This window comes from Kineococcus sp. NPDC059986 (assembly GCF_040702905.1).
GTDB lineage: Bacteria > Actinomycetota > Actinomycetes > Actinomycetales > Kineococcaceae > Kineococcus.
This window is the reverse complement of record NZ_JBFBND010000030.1, coordinates 1-15,556: the sequence shown is the minus strand read 5'-3', so window position 1 is coordinate 15,556 and position 15,556 is coordinate 1. Positions and strand designations below refer to the sequence as shown.

Here is a 15,556-nt window from a genome sequence, read left to right as displayed (position 1 = left end):
CGTGGCCGACCAGACGAGCGAGTCCCGCATCGACACCCAGTACGAGGACCTCCTGCGCCACGTCCTGGACAACGGGACCCCCAAGTCCGACCGCACGGGCACGGGCACGCGCAGCGTCTTCGGCCACCAGATGCGCTACGACCTCTCCCGCGGCTTCCCGCTGGTCACCACCAAGCGCGTCCACTTCAAGTCCATCGCGCTGGAGCTGCTGTGGTTCCTGCGCGGCGAGGGCAACGCGCGCTGGCTGCAGGAGCGCGGCGTCACGATCTGGGACGAGTGGGCCGACGAGAACGGCGACCTCGGCCCGGTCTACGGCGTCCAGTGGCGCTCCTGGCCCACGCCGGACGGCCGGCACGTCGACCAGATCAGCGAGGTCCTGCAGACGCTGCGGACCAACCCCGACTCCCGCCGGATGGTCGTCTCGGCGTGGAACGTGGCCGAGCTCGACAAGATGGCGCTGGCCCCGTGCCACGCGTTCTTCCAGTTCCACGTCGCCGACGGGAAGCTGTCGTGCCAGCTCTACCAGCGCTCCGCCGACCTCTTCCTCGGCGTCCCGTTCAACATCGCCAGCTACGCCCTGCTGACCGTGCTCGTCGCCGCCGAGGTGGGTCTGGAGCCGGGTGACTTCGTGTGGACCGGCGGGGACGTGCACATCTACGACAACCACGTCGACCAGGTGCGCGAGCAGCTCACCCGGACCCCGTACCCGTTCCCGACGCTGCGGGTGGCCCCCAAGCCCCTCTTCGACGTCGCGTACGAGGACCTCGAGGTCGTCGGCTACCAGCACCACCCGACGATCAAGGCGCCCGTGGCCGTCTGATGATCGGCCTCGTCTGGGCCCAGTCCCGTGACGGCGTCATCGGGGTCGACGGCCGCATCCCGTGGCGCATCCCCGAGGACATGGCGCACTTCTCCGCGCTGACCGCGGGGGCGACCGTCGTCATGGGGCGCGCGACCTGGGAGTCGCTGCCGCCCCGCTTCCGCCCGCTCCCGGGACGCCGCAACGTCGTCCTGTCCCGCGCTGCCGGGTACGACGCCCCCGGAGCGGAGGTCGTCACCGACCTCGACGTCGCCCTGGGCCTCGGGGCGGACGTCTGGGTCGTGGGCGGGCAGGCGGTCTACGCGGCGGCGCACGCCCGCGCGGACGTCCTCGTCGTCACCGAGGTCGACCTCGACGTCGCCGGTGACACGTACGCCCCCGCGGTCGGTGACCCCTGGCGACGGGTCGAGGAGGGGCAGTGGCGGACGTCCTCGACCGGCCCCCGCTTCCGCGTCGTGACGTGGCGGCGCGATGCCCGCCCAGCGGACCGTCCGTCGGAGTGAACCACTAGCGCGGCAGGCGGTTCCGTGCCACCGTGAGGCATCGAGCCCCTGCTGGGGCTCCAGGCCGGAGGAGGCAGTCGTGGTGACGCTCTTCGTCTCGTTCGCAGTGATCGTGGTCGTGGCCGGTGTGGTCGGTCACCTGTGTTCGGCCTCGCGGCCCGGTGACCGCAGGCTCGGTCCCGCGGCCCCGCCCAAGAAGCACCGCGACGACATCAGCTGGCCGGCCGTCTTCGGCGGCGACTCCGGCTCCTCGAGCGGGTTCGTCGACCTGCCCGACACCCACCACCACTCCGGCTGGGGCCACAGCCACAGCCACTCCCACGACTCCGGGGGCGGGTGGGGCTGGGGTGGTGACTCCGGCGGCGGTTTCGGGGGCGACTCCGGTGGCGGCGGGGGCGGCGGCGACTGAGCCCACCCGGCGGACGTCACCCGGACGCGGGGAAGAGCCCCGCGCCCGGAGTGGTTGAAGCGTCCATGAAGGTGGAGATCTGGTCCGACGTCGTCTGTCCGTGGTGCTACATCGGCAAGCGCCGGTTCGAGAGCGCCCTGCGCGACTTCGAGCACGCCGACGACGTCGAGGTGGTGTGGCGGTCCTTCGAGCTGGACCCGACGACCGAGACGGTGCACGAGCGGGCCGACGGCCCGAGCGACGCCCACGCCCACCGGCTCGCCGCCAAGTTCGGGCAGCCCGTCGAGCAGGTGAAGGGCCTCATCGCGCACGTCGACGAGACCGCCGCGACCGAGGGCCTGGAGTTCCACCAGGACGTCTCCGTCCCCGCGAACACCGTCAAGGCCCACCAGCTCCTGCACCTCGCTGCCGACCGCGGGCTCCAGGGGGCGGTCAAGGAGCGTCTGCTGCGCGCCCACTTCACCGAGGGTGAGCCCGTCGGTGACGACGAGACCCTCGTGCGGCTCGTCGCCGAGGTCGGTCTGGACGCCGAGGAGGCCCGCGCGGTCCTGGCCGAGGACCGCTACCTCGACGCGGTGCGCGCCGACGTCGCAGAAGCCCGTGCCCTCGGCGCCAGCGGGGTGCCGTTCTTCGTCGTGGACCGCACCTACGGCATCTCCGGCGCCCAGCCCACCGAGCAGTTCGCGCAGGTCCTGCGCCAGGCGTGGGCCGAGAGCCACCCGCTGACCCTCGTCGGGGACCAGGACGCCGACGCCTGCGGTCCGGACGGCTGCGCCATCTGACGCCCCTCGGCCGCTCCGCGGGGTCCGGATCGTTGGGACCTCACTGTCGATGAACGACAGTGAGGGTCCAACGATGCGTCCCCGGCGCCGTCAGGAGACGTCGACCCCGAAGTCCTGCGCGATCCCGCGCAACCCCGACGCGTACCCCTGCCCGACGGCCCGGAACTTCCACTCGCCGTTGTAGCGGTACACCTCGCCGAAGACCATCGCCGTCTCGGTCGAGGCGTCCTCGGACAGGTCGTAGCGGACGACTTCGGTGCCGTCGGTGCGGTTCACGAGCCGGATGAAGGCGTTGACGACCTGCCCGAAGCTCTGCCGGCGCGCTTCGGCGTCGTGGATCGACACCGCGAAGACGATCTTGTCGACGGTGGCGGGGACGCTGCGCAGGTCGATCTCGATGCTCTCGTCGTCGCCGTCGCCCTCACCCGTGCGGTTGTCGCCGGTGTGGCGGACGGTCCCGTCGGGGCTCACCAACTGGTTGTAGAAGATGAAGTGCCCGTCGGACAGCACTTTGCCGTTCGTCCCGAGCATGAGGGCGCTGGCGTCGAGGTCGAAGTCCAGACCGGTCGTGGTGCGCACGTCCCAGCCCAGGCCCACGAGCGCCTCGTCGAGGTTCGGGGCCACCTTGGCCAGCGAGACGTTTCCACCCTTGGCGAGAGTCACTCCCATGCTCCGAACCTACCCGGGCGGGCTGGACGTCGCCTGGGCGGCAGCCGGGGACACGAGCCGTTCGACGAGGAGTTCCACGAGCACCTCCACGGACGGGGCGGGCAGCCCGAAGAGGGCACGGAAGTAGATCGGGGCGACGAGGTGGTCCAGGACGCGGGTCGCGGTCGGGACCTCCTCCCCCCGCCGTTGCGCTGCCGCGAGGACCGCCTCGGCCTGGCTGCTGCGGCCGACGAGGCAGGCCGAGCAGGCGGACTCGAAACCCTCCGGCGCACCGGGATCGGCCGGTCCGACGGCGACGGCCGCCCGCAGCAGGGCCAGTTCCTCGGGACGTCCGGCCTCCTCGACGAGCGCCGCGCCCCACGCCAGCAGGTCCCCGCGCAGCGAGCCGGTCTCCGGGACGGCGGAACTCGTCCCGAACCGCACGAGCGCGGTGTCGGCGAGCAGTCCAGCGACGTCGCCCCAGCGCCGGTAGACGCTCGTCGCGTTGACGCCGGCCCGCGCGGCCACCTGCGGGACGGTGAGGGCGTCGCCCTCGGCGAGCAGTTCCACGACGGCCTGGTGGACCGCAGCCGTGACCTTCGCGCTGCGCCCGCCGGGGCGCGTCATCGCCGGCGTCATGAGGCCCACCTTAACGCAAACCGTGTTGCGTTAGCTGGGGGTCACGGGTAGTTTCCTGGAGACACCTCCCTCGACGCCCCCAGGAGCGCACGTGTCCCGCACCGCGACCGGTCCCCGCACGGGGTTCGTCCTGGTCACCCTCACGCTCGGACTGCTCATCGCCGCCAGCTCGGCGCCCTCGCCGGTCTTCCCCGTCTACGAGGAGCTCTGGGGCGTCGGCCCGGCCGCGGTCACCGTCGTCTTCGCCGTCTACGCCGCGGTCCTGCTCGTCGCGCTGCTCACCGTCGGGTCGCTGTCGGACCACCTCGGCCGCCGTCCCGTGGTGCTGGCGGCCCTCGTGGGGGTCGTCGTCTCGATGCTCGTCTTCTCCCAGGCCTCCGACGTCGCCACCCTCGTCGCCGGCCGGGCGCTGCAGGGCTTCTCGACGGGCACGGCCATCGGCGCGCTCGGCGCCTGGCTGCTCGACCTGGCCGGTCCGGACCGGGCACCGCTGGCCCAGCTCGTCAACGGCGCCGCACCCCCGACGGGCCTCATGGCCGGCGGACTGGGGGCCGGGGTGCTCGTGCAGTTCGGGCCCGCCCCCACCGAGCTCACCTACCTCGTGCTCGCCGCGCTGCTCCTCGTCGCGGTCGTCGCCGTCGCCCTCACCCCGGACGTGGTCGAGCGCGCCCCCGGCGCCCTGCGCTCGCTGCGACCCGTCGTGCAGCTGCCGACGTCCTCCCGCGGCGCCTTCACCGCCAACCTCCCCGGCTTCCTCGGCAGCTGGGGCCTCGGTGGCCTGTGCCTGGGGCTGGGCCCGTCCGTGGTCGCGGGGGTCTTCGGGCTGCGCAACCACGTCGTCGGGGGACTCGTCGTCGCCGCCGTCGCCGGGGTCGGCGCCGTCACGGGCGTCCTCACCCGCCGCCAGGAGCCGCGTCGCGTCGTGACCCTGGGCATGGCGGGCCTCGTCCTGGGGCCGGCCGTGATGACGCTGGGGCTCACGCTGCTGTCGGTCCCGGTCTTCTTCGCCGGTGCCGTCCTGTCCGGTGTCGGCTTCGGCGCCGGCTTCCAGGGGGCTCTGCGCGCCGTCCTCGGGACGGCCCCCGCGCACGAGCGCGCCGGTGTCCTGGCCGCCGTCTACGTCGTCAGCTACCTGGCCTTCGGCCTGCCCGCCGTCGTCGCCGGCTTCCTCGCCCCGCACCTGGGACTGCGCCCCGTCGTCGACGGCTACGCGGCGCTGGTCGTCGTCGCGGGTGTCGCCGGGCTCGTCGTGAGCGTTCGCGCCGGCCGCCGGACCCCGCGCCACTCCGCGGCCGTGCCCGGTCAGCGGCAGCGGTCTCCGGAGGCCTGCCCGCTGCAGGACCGCGCGTGACCTACGGCTGCGAGCGGTGCAGCACGAGCGCCGCCCCGGACGCGACGAGCACGCCCACGACCGGCCACAGGACCCACGCCGGTGGCGGCGTGCCGTCGAAGAACGAGGGCGTCAGCAGCACCAGCACCGCGCCGGACAGGGCGGTGGCGATGACGAGCAGGGCGGTGACGGTCGATCGCTGCACCCCCGCCAGGGTAGGGGCCGGGTCAAGGACCGGGCGGCGCCTGCCGATCACCACGGCGTGACCCTCCGTCCCGGTCAGCACGTCGCCTTCAGCGGCCACTTCCTCACGGCCCGCGCCGACCTCGAGGCCCGCGCGCGCCGGGCCGGTCTGCACGTCGACGCGGCCGTCACCGAGCGCACCGACGTCCTCGTCGCCAACGACGCCGGCTCGGGCTCGACCGCCGTGCGGGCGGCGCTGGTCCTCGGCGTCCCCCTCGTGGACGAGTACACCTTCGAGGAGCGCCTCTCCCTGGTCGTCTGACCGGGTCGTGTGACACACCGGAAACGTCCTGGGAATGCGCAGGTGATCCGGATCTGGTTGCCTTCCCCGGTCCACTCCGTCAGCGACGACGGCGACGACCGATGAGAGGAAGCTGCATGTCAGTCGACGACCGGGGGAACGGAGCGGGGCAGGCGACCGCTCAGCGCGACTTCTCGCACGAGGAGGACGGCCTCCACAAGGGCCTGGGGAACCGGCAGCTCCAGATGATCGCCATCGGGGGGGCCATCGGCACGGGGCTGTTCCTGGGGGCGGGCAAGCGCCTGCACGACGCGGGTCCAGGCCTCTTCATCGTCTACGCCGTCTGCGGGTTCTTCGTCTTCCTCATGCTGCGGGCCCTGGGGGAGTTGGTCCTGCACCGCCCCTCCTCGGGGTCCTTCGTCTCCTACGCGCGTGAGTTCTACGGCGAGAAGGCCGCCTTCGTCGCGGGCTGGATGTACTGGTTCAACTGGGCGATGACCGCGATCGTCGACATCACGGCGATCGCGACCTACATGCACTACTGGCAGACCTTCTCGTCGGCGCCGCAGTGGCTGCTCGCGCTCATCGCGCTCGTGGTGGTCCTGAGCCTCAACCTCGTCTCGGTGAAGATCTTCGGCGAGATGGAGTTCTGGTTCGCCCTCATCAAGGTCGTGGCGCTGACGGCCTTCCTGCTCATCGGGATCGTCTTCCTCGCCGGCCGCTTCCCGATCGAGGGCAAGCCGACGGGGCTGAGCGTCATCAGCGACAACGGCGGCTGGTTCCCCACCGGCGCCGTTCCGCTGGTCGTCGTCATCTCCGGCGTCGTCTTCGCCTACGCCGCGGTCGAGCTGGTCGGGACGGCGGCAGGGGAGACGAAGAACCCCGAGAAGATCATGCCGCGCGCGATCAACACGGTGATCATCCGCATCGTCGTCTTCTACTGCGGTTCGCTCGTCCTGCTGGCGCTGCTGCTGCCGTACACCGCCTACCGCGACGGGGAGAGCCCCTTCGTCACCTTCTTCTCGAAGATCGGCGTCCCCGGGGCGGGCGACATCATGAACTTCGTCGTCCTCACCTCGGCCCTGTCGAGCCTCAACGCCGGGTTGTACTCCACCGGCCGCATCGTGCGGTCGATGGCTCAGAACGGGTCGGCGCCCCGGTTCGCCATGAAGGTCAACAGGGGCGGGGTCCCCTTCGGTGGGATCGCCATCACGGCTGTCGTCGCGGTCCTGGGCGTCGTCCTCAACTACGTCGCCCCCGGCCGCGCCTTCGAGATCGTCCTCAACGCCTCGGCGCTGGGCATCGTCGCGAGCTGGGGGACGATCGTGCTGTGCCAGATGCGGCTGCACGCGTGGTCGAAGAAGGGCATCGTCCAGCGCCCCGACTACCGCCTCTTCGGGGCACCGTTCACGGGCTACCTCGTCCTGGCCTTCCTCGTCGCGGTGCTGGTGATCATGGCCTACGACCCCGACAGCCGTCCGACGGTCCTCGCGCTCGTGGTGATCGTCCCGCTGCTGGTGCTGGGCTGGTTCTCCGTCCGCAAGCGGGTCCTCGCGGCCGCCGAGGAGCGCATGGGCTACACCGGGGAGTTCCCCGTGAAGGCTGACCGCCGGCCGCGCGACTAGACCGGTACCGGGTCCGCAATCCGGCAGGACGCCGTCGCCCCCTTCGCCCTAGGGTGGAGGGGACGGCGGCGTCCTGCCGCGTCGAGCCCCGCCCGGAGCTGTGCGAGGCACCCCGCGACTGCCCCCGAGGACCTCCCGCGCATGTCCGCGCTCCAGACCGCGCCCACCACCCGCCGCCCCTCGACCGTCGGCCTCGTCGTCCTGCTCGGCGCCATGGCCGCCCTCGGCGCCGTGACGATCGACCTCTACCTGCCGTCGCTGCCGGAGGTCGCGCAGGACCTCGGCACGACGCACGCGCGCACCCAGCTGACGATCACCGGTGTCCTCGTGGGGTCCGCGCTCGGCCAGCTCGTCGTCGGGCCCCTCTCGGACGCCTTCGGCCGCCGCCGGCCCGCGATGGTGGGCTTCGGCGTCTACGTCGTCGCCAGCGCCCTGTGCACCCTGGCCCCGAACCTGCCGACGCTCGTCGCCTTCCGCGTGCTGTCCGGGGTCGGCGCCTCCGCCGGGGCCGTCATCGGCATGGCCGTCATCCGCGACCTCTTCACCGGCCCCGCGGCGGCGCGCCTGCAGTCCCGGCTCGTCCTCGTCATCGGCGTCGCGCCGCTCTTCGCGCCCACCGTCGGCGGGTTCATCGCCGACCACACGGGCTGGCGACCGGTCCTGGGCCTGCTCGTCCTCGCCGGCGCCGGGGTCCTCATCGCCGTGTGGCGTGCGTTGCCGGAGACGCGGCGGGAGCTGTGCGACTCCGCCGCGCAGGCGCGCGCCGAGGTGGAGGCCGCACCGGTCGTCCCCGAACGCGCCCGGCGCGTGCTGCGCACCTTCGCCGGCTACCGCGAGCTCGTCTGCGACCCGCGCTTCCTCGCGCTCGCGGCCATGCCCGGTCTCGCGCTCGCGACGATCATGGCCTACGTCTCGACGTCGGTCTTCGTGCTCCAGGACGGCTTCGGCCTCACCGGCACCGGGTTCGCGGTCTTCTTCGCGCTCAACGGGACGGCGCTCATCGGCGGCACCCAGCTCAACGCGGCCCTCGTCGAGCGCTTCGGCTCGGCCCGTCTGCTGCGGGTGGGGGTGGCCGGGGCGCTCGTGTTCGGCGTCGCCCTCACGGTCTCGCTGCTGGCCGGGTCCGGGCAGATCCTCTGGTTCGCCGCCCCGCTGTACCTGCTGCTCCTCTGCCTGGGCCTGATCATGCCCAACGCCGTGACCCTCGCCCTCGAGCCCTACGGCGACAGCGCCGGAGCGGCCGCGGCCCTCGTGACGGCCCTGCAGTCCGGGGTCGGTGGGCTCGTCGGCGTCCTCGTCGGCCTGCTGGGCGGCGACGCGCACGCCATGGCGTTCGTCGTCCTCGGCGCCGTCGTGATCAACGTCGCCCTCCTGCTCTCGGTGTGGCGGAGGATCCGTCCTACTGTGAGGTCATGACCTCGATCACGGACGCCCAGCCCGCGGGCAGCGACGTCGACCCGTCGGTCCGTCCCCAGGACGACCTCTTCCGGCACGTCAACGGCCGCTGGCTCGCGACGACGGAGATCCCCGACGACCGCGCCGTCGACGGGGCCTTCATCCGCCTGCGCGACCAGTCCGAGGCCGAGTGCCGCACCATCGTCGAGGCCGCCGCGGAGGCCGCGGCCACCGGTGAGGCGGCTCCCGGCACCGTCCGCCAGAAGATCGGCGACCTCTTCGCCAGCTTCATGGACACCGAGCGCATCGAGGCGCTCGGCGCGACGCCCCTCGACCCCGAGCTCGCCGCCGTCGACGCGATCACCGACCACGCGGGCCTCGTCCGCCAGCTCGGCGCCTTCGAGCGTTCGGGCGTCGGCGGTCCCTTCGCCTACTGGGTCGACACCGACAACGCCAAGTCCGACGAGTACGTCGTCTACCTGACGCAGTCCGGCCTCGGCCTGCCCGACGAGTCGTACTACCGCGAGGAGCAGTACGCCGCGATCCGCGAGGCCTACCGGGGCCACGTCGAGCGCATCCTCGCCCTCGGCCACCGCCCGGACCCGGCCGGTGCGGCGCAGCGCGTCCTCGACCTCGAGACGGCGCTCGCGGCCCACCACTGGGACCGCGTGAAGAACCGCGACGCCAACGCGACCTACAACAAGGTCGACCGCGCCGGCCTCGACGCGCTCCTGCCGGGCCTCGACCTCGCCGCCTGGCTGGAGGCCGCGGAACTGCCCGCCTCCGCCTTCGCCCAGGTCGTCGTCCGCCAGCCCAGCTACCTCACGGGCATGGCCGAGGTGCTCCTCGCGACACCCGTCGAGACCTGGAAGGACTGGCTCGGCTGGCGCGTCCTGCACCAGGGCGCCGCGTTCCTGTCCCAGGACTTCGTGCAGGAGAACTTCGCCTTCTACGGCACGACGTTGACGGGTGCCCCGCAGCTGCGGGAGCGCTGGAAGCGTGGTGTCGGGCTCGTCGAGGGCAACCTCGGCGAGGCGCTGGGCGAGCTCTACGTCGCCGAGCACTTCCCGCCGGCCGCGAAGGCCCGCATGGAGGAGCTCGTCGCGAACCTCGTCGAGGCCTACCGCCAGGACATCGAGGCCCTGGACTGGATGACGCGCGAGACGAAGGACCGGGCGCTGGAGAAGCTCGGCCAGTTCACGCCGAAGATCGGCCACCCGGACCGCTGGCGGGACTACTCCGCCCTGACGGTGGACCGGACGGACCTGCTCGGCAACGTCCGCCGCGCGTTCGCCTTCGAGGTGGACCGCGAACTGGCCAAGCTCGGCGCGCCCGTGGACCGCAGCGAGTGGTTCATGACCCCGCAGACGGTCAACGCCTACTACAACCCGGGGATGAACGAGATCGTCTTCCCCGCGGCGATCCTGCGACCGCCGTTCTTCTCCCTCGACGCCGACGACGCCGAGAACTACGGGGGCATCGGTGCGGTCATCGGTCACGAGATCGGCCACGGCTTCGACGACCAGGGCTCGAAGTACGACGGGCTCGGCAACCTCAACGACTGGTGGACCGACGCCGACCGCACCGAGTTCGGCGAGCGCACCCAGGCGCTCGTCGCGCAGTACGACGCGCTCGAACCGCCGGAGACGCCGGGCAAGAAGGTCAACGGCGCGCTGACGGTGGGGGAGAACATCGGGGACCTGGGCGGTCTGACGATCGCGCACAAGGCCTACGAGATCGCCCTCGGCGGCGAGGAGGCCCCGGTCGTCGACGGCCTCACCGGCAGCCAGCGGCTGTTCTTCGGCTGGGCCAAGGTGTGGTGCGGCAAGGTCCGCCCCGCCGAGGTCGAGCGCCGCCTCGCCATCGACCCGCACTCCCCGCCGGAGTTCCGCTGCAACGCCGTCGTCCGCAACCTCGTGGAGTTCCACGACGCGTTCGGCACGGCGCCGGGCGACGGCCTGTGGCTCGACCCGGCGGACCGCGTCCGGATCTGGTGAGCCGCTAGTCCGCGAGGGCGACCTGGTCGCGGCCGCCGCCCTTGGCCTCGTACAGGGCGCGGTCGGCCGCCAGCAGCAGTTCGTCGGGCGTCGCCCCGTGCTCGGGGGCGGTCGCGACACCGGCGCTGATGGTGATGCGCAGGGACTCGATCCCGACGCGCACCCCGGCGCACGCGGCGCGCAGCTCCTCGGCCCGCACCCGCGCCGCGTCGCTGCCGAGCTGGGGGAGCAGGACGACGAACTCCTCCCCGCCGTAGCGCACGACGTCCTCCGGTCGCGCGTGCGCGCCGAGGGCCCGGGCGACCTCGACGAGCACGTCGTCCCCCACGGCGTGCCCGTGCGCGTCGTTGATCGACTTGAAGTGGTCGACGTCGAGCAGGACGAGCGAGAGCGGGTGACCGGCTTCGGCCGCCGTGGCGAGGCGGGTGGCGAGGTCGTCGACGAAGCGGCGGCGGTTGCGCAGCCCCGTCAGCGGGTCGCGGGAGGCCTCCTCGGCCAGGTCCGCCTGCAGCCGCTCGATCGTCGCGACCTGGGCCCGGAGCCGGTCGTTGGCGCGTTCCAGCGCCTGGGCGGCCTGGTACCGCTCGGTGACGTCGCGGGCGACGACGACCCGGCCCAGGGGGTTGCCGCGGTCGTCGCGGATCCACCGTGTGCGGACGTCGAGGTGCTCCCCGGCCGGCAGCCGGACGTCCCGTTCGCCCTCGCCCGCGGCGACGGCCTCGGCGACGACCGGGGCGACGAGGTCCCCGAACGGGCGGCCGACGACGGTGTCGCGCGGGCCGGCGCCCGGTCGCAGGAGGGCCAGACCGGCGGGGTTGACGTCGACCAGGCGCTCGCGGGCGTCGACGACGAAGACCGCGTCGGTCACCGTCTCGACGACGAGCGAGCGGGCGACGGGCACCAGCCGCAGCAGGTCCTGCTGGAGGACGGCGTACGCGAAGAGGACCCCGGTCACCGCGAAGGCCAGGGGCGTGATGTCGATCGGGAAGGCGATGCCCGGTGCCACCACGAGGACGTTGCAGGCGAAGGGGACGAGGATCGCCACCAGCATCGTGGTGGCCTGCCGTCGCAGCATCCCGCGCGTGCCGCGCAGCAGGTTCCACAGCGTGCCGGCGGCGCTGAGGACGACGGCGTAGCTGTAGACGACGGTGACCCAGAACAGCGGCCCGGCCGTGACGACGCGGCGGACGGGGTCCCCGACGTGCTGCACGGTCGCGTGGAACAGGTGCAGGTGCGGGTCCACCGCGAGGACGACCAGCAGCAGGACGGGTTCGACGCTGAACAGCAGCACGCGCCGCGCCCGCAGGGTCCGGCCGCTGACGGCGTCGACGAACAGCCGCAGCGACAGGACGCACGCACCCACCCCCAGGAACTGCGGGAAGACCGTGAGGTCGATCCAGCGCTCCGGGAGCGTCGCGTTCTGCAGGACGACGGAGGCCCCCCAGAGGCTGACCGAGGCCAGCGCGGCGGTGAGGGGGAGTGCAGCCGGCGTCTCGCGCCGTCGACGGAACGTCAGCACACCCGTCGCCGCCGTGATCGCCGCAGCCGCGGCGATCAGCAGCGCGAGCGGTGCCATCGACGTCCTCGCCCCCCGGTCCCAGCCCGGCCGCGGTGGCCGGTCCCTCCAGCCTGACATCGACCCGCGTCGGATGACAGGACATGCGCCGTCCGGGCGTCCCCGTCCGGCCCGTCCCGGTCGCGCAGGGTCAGCAGCGGTGCGCTGCGCCCACCCGCGTCAGCGCGCCGGCGGGCTGGGGGGCAGGCGCGGGTGCAGCAGGTGCGCGACGAGCGCGGTCCACCCGGTCTGGTGGGTGGCGCCGAGCCCCTCGCCGGTGTCCCCGTCGAAGTACTCGTTGAAGGTGATGTGGTCGCGCCACAGCGGGTCGTCGCTGGCCTCGATCCGCTGCCCGTCGGCGGGTCGGCGTCCCTCCACGGGCCGGAACAGGCTGACGAGGCTGTTGTCGATGAGGTCGGCGGCCTGCACGAGGTTGATGCGGCGCCCGGACCCCTTGGGCACCTCGATCGTCAGGTCGTCGCCGAAGAAGCGTCCGAGCGTCCGCAGCTTGTCAGCCAGCAGGACGTTCACGGGGAACCAGATGGGACCACGCCAGTTGGAGTTGCCGCCGAACATGCCCGTCCGCGACTCACCCGGTTCGTAGACGACCGAGGAGTTCTGCCCCTCCACGGACGTCCAGACCTCCTCCTTGACCGCGGCGGACAGCGAGCGGATGCCGAAGGGCGACAGGAACTGGTCGTGGTCGAACATCCGCTCCAGGATCCGCACCAGCCGCGGCCGGTCGACGAGGGACAGCAGCATCCGCCGGCCCTCCGGCGTCGAGCGCGTCAGCAGCGGCAGCGTCAGGTCGGGCCGGCGCTTCTGCAGCCAGCGCAGTCGCGCCGTGAGGTCGGGCGTCTCCTCGGCGATCCACGACGGCACGTCGGTGGACCCCAGGATCGGCAGCAGGCCGACCATGGAGGGCACGCGCATCGGGTCCGTGGACCCGTCCGGACGCAGCAGGACGTCGTAGTAGAAGCCGTCCTCCTCGTCCCAGAGCGACGCGTCGTGCGAACCGAACGAGTTCATCGCCTGCGCGATGGACAGGAAGTGCTCGAGGAACTTCGTCGCGGCGTCCTCCCAGGCCGGGTCGTGCCGCGACAGCTCGAGGGCGATCTTGAACATCTGCTGGCAGTAGAACGCCATCCAGCTCGTGGCGTCGGACTGCTCCAGGCGGTACCCCGGGGGCAGCTCGGCGGAGCGGTCGAACAGGCCGATGTTGTCCATCCCGAGGAAGCCGCCCTCGAAGAGGTTCGACCCGCTGGAGTCCTTGCGGTTGACCCACCACGAGAAGTTCAGCAGGAGCTTGGTGAACACCCGGACGAGGAAGCCCTGGTCGCGGTAGCCGTCGAGCCGGTAGACGTGCCACGCCGCCCACGCGTGCACGGGAGGGTTGACGTCGCCGAAGGCCCACTCGTAGGCGGGCAGCTGCCCGTTGGGGTGCATGGACCACTCGCGGCACATGAGGACGAGCTGCTCCTTGGCGAACTCGGGGTCCACGTGCGCCAGCGGGATGGCGTGGAAGGCGAGGTCCCAGGCGGCGAACCAGGGGTACTCCCACTCGTCGGGCATCGAGATGACGTCGGCGAGCGAGAGGTGGCTCCAGTCGACGTTGCGCGCACCGCGGGCCTTGCGGGAGTCCGGCGCCGGTTCGGTCTCGGGGTCACCGCCCAGCCACTGTCGGACGTCGTAGCGGTAGAGCTGCTTGGTCCACAGCAGCCCCGCGTACGCGCGCCGGGCGACGTGCCGGTCGGACTCGCCGAGGTCGCGGTGGATGACCTGGTCGTAGAACTCGTCGGCCTCCAGCGCCCGGTCGCGCAGCACGGCGTCGTAGCCGGGCCCGAAGGTCCCCTTGCTGGGGGCCTGCGGGGACAGCCGCAGGCGCACCTGCACGGTCTCCCCGGGGGCGACGGCGTCGAAGGAGTACCAGAAGGCGGCCTTCGTGCCCTGGCCGCGGGGGTTCACGGCGGACGTGTCCCCGTGGACGATGCGCCGGTCGACGCCGTCCTTGGTGAACGCGGTGGGGTTGGACGACGCCCCGAAGAGCTCGACGAGGTTGGACTCGTTCTCGCAGAACAGCACCTCGGGGGAGCCTTCGGCGCTCACGTGGTAGCGCCCGAGGTGCCCGTGCTCGCACTCCACGGACTCCAGTCCCCCCACGGCCAGCGTCGGGGGCACCAGCTGCGTCATCGAGCCGCGCCGCCGGTCCCAGCCCCACGCCCACGTGTTGCGGAACCACACCTGGGGGACGAGGTCCAGCGGGGCCGGGTCGGGGCCGTGGTTGGTGGCCGTGACGACCATGCAGAGGTCGTCCGGTCCCGCCTTGGCGTAGGTGACCTCGACGTCGAAGAAGCGGTTCTCGTCCAGGACGCCGGTGTCGCCGAGCTCGTACTCGCGCTCGTCCCGACCCCGGCGGGCGTTCTCGGCGCGCAGTTCGGCGTAGGGGAACTCCGCCTGCGGGTACCGGTAGAGCCACTTCATCCAGGAGTGGCTAGGGGTCCCGTCGAGGGCCCACCAGTACTCCTTGGCGTCCTCGCCGTGGTTGCCCTCCCCGTTCGTGAGGCCGAACAGCCGCTCCTTGAGGAAGGGGTCCTTGCGGTTCCAGAGGGCGACCCCGAGGTTGAGGAACCCGAAGCGGTCGCAGACCGCACCCAGTCCGTCCTCGCCCCAGCGGTAGGCGCGGGCCCGGGCCTGGTCGAACGGGAACGCCGACCAGGCGTCGCCGCCCGGGGTGTAGTCCTCCCGCACGGTGCCCCACTGACGACCGGACACGTAGGGGCCCCACAGCCGCCAGGGACCGTCGGCCCCGGGCGATTCCGCCATCCGGGCGTGCTCGGCGCTCCGGTGGTCGGGAGCCGGCTCGGTGGAGTTCGTGGCCTCTGTCACAGGGTCAGTCTCCCAAGACGGGCCGCCGATGGCGTGGCGACCGGCAGAACGGGTGTGAACCGTTGCAGGCCAACAGGTCACCCCGGGAGGACGGAGGCGATTTGCCTCCGCGACGCCTCCCCGTCTAATGTTCTTCATGTCGCCGCGAGCAACGGGGCGGACGCCGACGGTCACAGCCTGAGGGGTTCGCGCGGGGCAGGCGAAACCGGAAGATGCCTGAGCGGGGCTGGGTTGAGGTTTGGCCTGGTGTTCGGTTAAGGTGGGAAAGTTGCCCCTCTTCCGCTGGCCCGCTTGATGGTGGGTTTGTCGGGGTGGGTGCGTCCGGTTCTTGAGAACTCAACAGTGCGCTAGAAATATGTTGATGCCATATGTATCAACCCCCAATGGTCTTCACTCCACAGTGGGTGGGGATCGGGGATTCCTTTGGGATCTACCCTCATCTCGGCTTGCCAGCTCGGGGTGGGGTTTGGAGTCCAAGGGTCA

The 15,556-nt window shown here is 72.1% G+C and carries 14 protein-coding genes; 9 read left to right on the top strand and 5 right to left on the bottom strand.

Features of this window, described 5'->3' with window-relative positions:
• Nucleotide 1: 1 nt before the first annotated feature.
• The 4 genes from AB0637_RS18945 (at nt 2) to AB0637_RS18930 (ending at nt 2,514) form a co-directional block, all read left to right on the top strand.
• Nucleotides 2-820 carry a thymidylate synthase gene (locus tag AB0637_RS18945; RefSeq protein ID WP_366174236.1) on the top strand — a complete coding sequence of 273 codons (819 nt, stop codon included), beginning with the start codon at nt 2-4 and terminating at the stop codon, nt 818-820.
• Nucleotides 820-1,323: a dihydrofolate reductase gene (locus AB0637_RS18940; RefSeq protein ID WP_366174235.1), complete on the top strand. Its 504-nt coding sequence runs from the start codon at nt 820-822 to the stop codon at nt 1,321-1,323. Before AB0637_RS18945 ends, AB0637_RS18940 begins: the two co-directional genes overlap by 1 nt.
• Before the next feature lie 79 nt (nt 1,324-1,402).
• The gene (locus AB0637_RS18935) at nt 1,403-1,732 is read left to right on the top strand and encodes a hypothetical protein (RefSeq protein ID WP_366174234.1); all 330 of its coding nucleotides are present in this window, start codon (nt 1,403-1,405) and stop codon (nt 1,730-1,732) included.
• A complete protein-coding gene (locus tag AB0637_RS18930; RefSeq protein ID WP_366174278.1) occupies nt 1,729-2,514 on the top strand; it encodes a DsbA family oxidoreductase in 786 nt (261 codons plus the stop codon). The genes AB0637_RS18935 and AB0637_RS18930 overlap by 4 nt, the downstream gene beginning before the upstream one ends.
• Before the next feature lie 90 nt (nt 2,515-2,604).
• Here the strand turns inward: AB0637_RS18930 and AB0637_RS18925 are convergent, their stop codons facing one another.
• Both AB0637_RS18925 and AB0637_RS18920 read right to left on the bottom strand, forming a co-directional pair.
• Nucleotides 2,605-3,183: a TerD family protein gene (locus tag AB0637_RS18925; RefSeq protein WP_366174233.1), complete on the bottom strand. Its 579-nt coding sequence runs from the start codon at nt 3,181-3,183 to the stop codon at nt 2,605-2,607.
• A gap of 9 nt (nt 3,184-3,192) precedes the next feature.
• Nucleotides 3,193-3,801 carry a TetR/AcrR family transcriptional regulator C-terminal ligand-binding domain-containing protein gene (locus AB0637_RS18920; protein WP_366174232.1) on the bottom strand — a complete coding sequence of 203 codons (609 nt, stop codon included), beginning with the start codon at nt 3,799-3,801 and terminating at the stop codon, nt 3,193-3,195.
• A 91-nt stretch (nt 3,802-3,892) separates the two neighbouring features.
• Between AB0637_RS18920 and AB0637_RS18915 the strand changes: the two genes are divergently transcribed.
• Nucleotides 3,893-5,152, top strand: coding sequence for an MFS transporter (locus tag AB0637_RS18915; RefSeq protein ID WP_366174231.1), 1,260 nt, complete (start codon nt 3,893-3,895; stop codon nt 5,150-5,152).
• Between the two features lies 1 nt (nt 5,153).
• On the opposite strand, the gene AB0637_RS18910 is transcribed toward AB0637_RS18915, so the two are convergent.
• Nucleotides 5,154-5,336 (bottom strand): hypothetical protein, encoded by a 183-nt coding sequence (locus AB0637_RS18910; RefSeq protein WP_366174230.1) that lies wholly within the window; start codon nt 5,334-5,336, stop codon nt 5,154-5,156.
• A 57-nt stretch (nt 5,337-5,393) separates the two neighbouring features.
• Between AB0637_RS18910 and AB0637_RS18905 the strand changes: the two genes are divergently transcribed.
• The 4 genes from AB0637_RS18905 to AB0637_RS18890 all read left to right on the top strand — a co-directional run bounded on the left by AB0637_RS18905 (nt 5,394) and on the right by AB0637_RS18890 (nt 10,632).
• Nucleotides 5,394-5,636: a hypothetical protein gene (locus AB0637_RS18905; RefSeq protein WP_366174229.1), complete on the top strand. Its 243-nt coding sequence runs from the start codon at nt 5,394-5,396 to the stop codon at nt 5,634-5,636.
• Nucleotides 5,637-5,752: 116 nt separating this feature from the next.
• Nucleotides 5,753-7,240 carry an amino acid permease gene (locus AB0637_RS18900; RefSeq protein WP_366174228.1) on the top strand — a complete coding sequence of 496 codons (1,488 nt, stop codon included), beginning with the start codon at nt 5,753-5,755 and terminating at the stop codon, nt 7,238-7,240.
• Between the two features lie 141 nt (nt 7,241-7,381).
• Nucleotides 7,382-8,656 (top strand): multidrug effflux MFS transporter, encoded by a 1,275-nt coding sequence (locus AB0637_RS18895; RefSeq protein ID WP_366174227.1) that lies wholly within the window; start codon nt 7,382-7,384, stop codon nt 8,654-8,656.
• A complete protein-coding gene (locus tag AB0637_RS18890; protein ID WP_366174226.1) occupies nt 8,653-10,632 on the top strand; it encodes a M13-type metalloendopeptidase in 1,980 nt (659 codons plus the stop codon). The genes AB0637_RS18895 and AB0637_RS18890 overlap by 4 nt, the downstream gene beginning before the upstream one ends.
• Before the next feature lie 4 nt (nt 10,633-10,636).
• Here AB0637_RS18890 and AB0637_RS18885 read toward each other — a convergent pair whose 3' ends face one another.
• Nucleotides 10,637-12,208: a diguanylate cyclase gene (locus tag AB0637_RS18885; RefSeq protein ID WP_366174225.1), complete on the bottom strand. Its 1,572-nt coding sequence runs from the start codon at nt 12,206-12,208 to the stop codon at nt 10,637-10,639.
• 159 nt (nt 12,209-12,367) lie between these two features.
• Nucleotides 12,368-15,010: a glucosidase gene (locus AB0637_RS18880; RefSeq protein ID WP_366174277.1), complete on the bottom strand. Its 2,643-nt coding sequence runs from the start codon at nt 15,008-15,010 to the stop codon at nt 12,368-12,370.
• Between the last annotated feature and the right edge of the window lie 546 nt (nt 15,011-15,556).